Annotated in this window: 5 protein-coding genes; all 5 read right to left on the bottom strand. The window is 39.4% G+C overall.

All coding sequences use genetic code 11. The features are described from left to right. Nucleotides 1–115 precede the first annotated feature (115 nt). Complete coding sequence (locus tag AK965_RS20055; protein WP_216360624.1) at nt 116–820, bottom strand: hypothetical protein; 705 nt, start codon at nt 818–820, stop codon at nt 116–118. Nucleotides 821–955: 135 nt separating this feature from the next. After that, the gene (locus AK965_RS20045; RefSeq protein ID WP_099081238.1) at nt 956–1,429 is read right to left on the bottom strand and encodes a GNAT family N-acetyltransferase; all 474 of its coding nucleotides are present in this window, start codon (nt 1,427–1,429) and stop codon (nt 956–958) included. A 165-nt stretch (nt 1,430–1,594) separates the two neighbouring features. Next, the gene (locus AK965_RS20040) at nt 1,595–2,440 is read right to left on the bottom strand and encodes a DUF3037 domain-containing protein (protein ID WP_099081237.1); all 846 of its coding nucleotides are present in this window, start codon (nt 2,438–2,440) and stop codon (nt 1,595–1,597) included. Further along, nucleotides 2,437–3,153 (bottom strand): HipA family kinase, encoded by a 717-nt coding sequence (locus tag AK965_RS20035; protein ID WP_099081236.1) that lies wholly within the window; start codon nt 3,151–3,153, stop codon nt 2,437–2,439. The genes AK965_RS20040 and AK965_RS20035 overlap by 4 nt, the downstream gene beginning before the upstream one ends. Before the next feature lie 213 nt (nt 3,154–3,366). Beyond that, nucleotides 3,367–3,963, bottom strand: coding sequence for a hypothetical protein (locus AK965_RS20025; RefSeq protein ID WP_143699965.1), 597 nt, complete (start codon nt 3,961–3,963; stop codon nt 3,367–3,369). Between the last annotated feature and the right edge of the window lie 334 nt (nt 3,964–4,297).

Raw genomic sequence — 4,297 nt, 5'->3', positions numbered from 1 at the left:
CCTGCGTTCGCAAGATGGTTGTGATACTAAATTCTATGTTAAGAGATGGCGTCATGTGGGATGAGAACATAGCGAAAAATTAGCTATTGACGCCATAGTCGTTTGTTATACCCGTCTAGCAGTTTACGTATTTAATTGGATTTGCAGCGCCTTTTAAGAAATAACTCGAAATCGATTTATACCTTAAACGACTACGAACTTCATCTGATGCCAAGCGACCATGAAAGCCCCAACGAGTTTTTCCATTAACCTCTATCGGGTACCAAGAGTCAATCCCATAGATTTCTCGAGTTAAACCTCGATAAGTTGCTATAGCAAACTTCGCGTTACTACGACGACTGCCAATAACCCAAGCTTTTCTCGTAGCGTCATATAGTTCAGATTCAGTCATATCTCGGTGATAAAGCTTATTGATGTTAATCAATAACAATGGCTCGTCCGTCTCAAGTTCAGATGAGCTATACATAGCTATAATTTCTTCAGTAGATTTAATACCAAAGTCACTTGAGTAATGTCCGCCTTGTAAATTAGACAAGTTTGATATGCCAACAAAGTCGATCAGTGCTGCTTCAACCTCAAATGCTGACGATTCTTCTAGACCATGACGAAGAATAAAATGTTCGACTTGGAAGCCGTCGGAGTATATCGACTTAATTACATCTATCTTGTCGCTTATATATTCGGTATCCAGAGCACATTCTACATGGTTAAAAATCCGATTACCCTGCCCTTTACCTACATAGAAAACCCGACCATTTCTTGGATCTCGTAGGAAATAAACATAGAACTTTAATTGCTCTTTTACTGACTGCGAAAACATCTATTTTCCTCTAAGGGTATAACGCCCGCTTAAGTAGTGAGCAACGCAATACGATGTTTCCGCACACCACCTTAATCACTAAAATCAACGCATGGTAAAAATGCCACGCGTTGCGAATCCGTCTTGAAGCGTTTGTTAGGTTAATCGTTTTTCTGCCAATTGCCCACGTTCACCAAGCTCTCCGACATCAAACCAACCATGTTTGCGATAGAAACTAACGGCTTGCAAATTTGCAGGAATATAGCGTAGCTGAACATATGCACATTGCTCGTTTTTGAGCTGAGTACATATGAAATCCACTAGTTTTTTACCTAAACCGTTGTTACGAAATTCAGGTAACAAATACAGCAAGTTAATATAGCCAAACTTTATACCTTGCTCATCCATCAAGCCATTTCGAAATTCTATTTGACCGATGACCTCATTGTTTTTGAGAACATGATAAAAGCCAGAATTATCAAATGTACTTAGCTTTGTAAACCACGCTTTAGTTTCATCAACACTAAAACCGGCATCATTCCCAAAGCTTACTGCATGTGCATCTCGTCGAAATTGCATGCATAAATCGAGAGTATCATCCATTTCAATTTTTACGGGAATAAATTCCATTTTACACTCCGTACTTTAAGTAGATTGACCTAACGCCGCATTAAGGTGTGAGCAACGCTACCACGAAACAAAACTACTGCACCATAAACACAAAACCCAACGCGAAGCTGAAAATGCCAAGCGTTGGGAATCACTCTTAAATGCTTTGTTAGCAAAACCTGTTTATCAGTGAGCTAGTTTAAAGTTCTCTGCTTTTTCTGACTCAAACCTTGCAAAATTTTCAATATTTCGAAGGTCACGAACGTCATAAACATTAACACCTAATGAGTTCATTTCATCTTCTAAAGACTTAAATGCAGCCTCGAGATTTTTATCTTTATACTCAGGGCGATCAATTGCAAAAAGAAAATCGCTAGCGTCAAGAGTATTTGAGTTTAATAAATGCTTAACTCTTGAAATCCAAAACTCACCATGATCGATCAGCTTTAGAGGCTTATCTTGGTAAAAGCTGAGTGGTTTAATAGCTTTCGTTGTAACTCTATCCGTGGCTACCAATGGTAACTCGAAAGACACATAATCCGCATTAAGTTTACTTTTAGTAAACTTATATTTCGTTACACCATCCAATTGTTTTTTGAGGCTTTTAACTAAAAGCGTCTCTCGATGCTCTTTTGTGTTGAAGCTTCTACCAACATATTGCTCAAACAGTTTTTCTAAAACAAGTTCAAGTGAATCACTAGTCAAAAGAGCAGCAGTCTCACTAAAAGTAAGGAACCCCTCTCTTTGTCTTGTAACTTCATCCATGAAACCGGCTAACTCTTTTCCACGCATTCCTTTAGCAAAATCTTGAATACGCTTAAGCTCGAAATTAAACATTTCGATAGCATTAGAGTATAACCGACCATCAAGGTCATCAAAAAACTGAGAAACTCGGCCAAACCTTTTATTTGCCAACCTAAACAGCACACTACCTGTTTGAGGTGCGTGAATCACAATACCGACGTTAGCGAACTCTTGAGTTTCAGTAAAAGGCATAAAACGTATTACTGAATAACGTACTAGATTTTTCATTTTATACCCTCCCAAAATTCAGGTGTTCTAAAGCGTGATAATGTTACTCGAATCTCTTCTACAATACCATCATCACCGCAGTTTTCGAGCCATTCTTCTGGTATAGACTCTAATATAGAGTCTAGTTCACTGAAGCAATTTTCCAGTAATTCTTCGTACGACTCATGGTCTAGTAACGACATTTGTTCAGAAAACCAAGCACTTGAACCCACATGAAGTGCTTTCAAGTCATTAAATGTCTCATCGTGGTCAACATCAAAGGCTAGGTTGTGGTCTAGAACAATAAAAGACTTAAGATCCGAGCGGATGAACAGATTAGGGTTACCGCCACTTTGTGTAAGGTTACGGTCGCCATTTTTGATCCAGTAGTCGAATAGAAACAACCGCTTCAGGCCATCTGAGTCAAGTTCACATAGTTTTTGGTAAGGGACATCTTGAATATTGTCTTCATACTTAGATGCAAACCAATCACCTTCACTGAGCTCGTAGTGTCCAAACTCCAGTAGAGAACCGTCAACATACGCAATTTCAAAATCGGGGACTGGTAGCCCAATAGCCTTTCCTAACTTCCCACATACCCATTCGTTAATTAGCCCTCGATAGGTAGTATTAGGCCCTTTTACAATATACTGATTATTGTCATCGCCAACACAAAGGTAAGGCCCCGTTTGGCCTTGTTTCATCTTTCTAATTATTCTTTCGATGTAAATCATATATAGCTGAAACTATGTAAAATTGATGATTGTAAATTACCACAATCGGTATAAAAGTCGATATCTGGTTGGATGGTTTTGCTAACGCCCTGTTAAGGTGTGAGCAACGCAATACAAAAGCCGCCGCATATCACCTTAAACACTAAAACCGCCGCATAGTAAAAATGCCACGCGTTGCGAATCACTCTTAAACAGATTGTTATACGCGTTTCCCTAACTACTTTTTACACCGTCCAAATCAATAACCTTCCCACGTTTATTTACGAAAGAAAGCTGATAGCCGTTGTTTGTTCTGCGCATCATACAAGGACTGTTTACATCAATTTCAAGGTTATTAAATTCCTGCCTTGTGATGCCAGAAATAGCTATGACTATGCCTGCTTCACCAAAAAAGCCTGATATTTTTACACGAGATGTAATATGAAATTTCTCGATCAGTTTGATGATAAATGGATTGAACTTGTTGGCTTCAAACTTTCCTACTCGGTTCCGGTTAGGGAAGTTTTTCGATGGAATTATATTCACCTTTAGAGTGCTATTATCTGTGCAAGGGTGCTTCTCCCAAGGTTTACCCAATGAATCAAAAAACACTCTCCCACCATTGGGGGATTGATAAAAAAACACCGATGCTCCACAGACTGGGCAGTAAGCACTAGGATTTACATAGCTCACAAACACTTTGCTTTGCTCGCTAATACTCCCAACACTTCTGTCTACGGTCTTATTTCGTTGATTATCTACACCACTCATGCCTCTGAATTTACAGCACCAACCGCAAGTACAATCAGGGTAATGATTATGTCCACTCATTTATCTTTACCTATCCTTATAAGTTAGCTGCATTATCAACTTTTAAACTTAGCGCATGAGCTAAGAAGAACAGAACCATGTCAGCTGAACTGAAACACCGCATAGCGTATAACGCCGCGTTAAGTGGTAAGCAACGCCGACCACCCAGCCCAACCCATTGAGACATAAACACTTAACCTAAAGTAAGCTGAAAATGCCGAGCGTTGGGAATCCGTCTTAAACGCTTTGTATGGGAAATTATCCCTCTAAATCGACCAGTTTCGGGTAATGTGAGACCCAGGCTTTAGCTGCAACTAAAGCTTTCCATGTAGTAGTTCGTTTAAACGCTGGCTCC

Source organism: Vibrio sp. PID17_43, from assembly GCF_002608565.1.
Lineage (GTDB): Bacteria > Pseudomonadota > Gammaproteobacteria > Enterobacterales > Vibrionaceae > Vibrio.
This window is presented reverse-complemented; position numbering and strand designations above follow the sequence as displayed.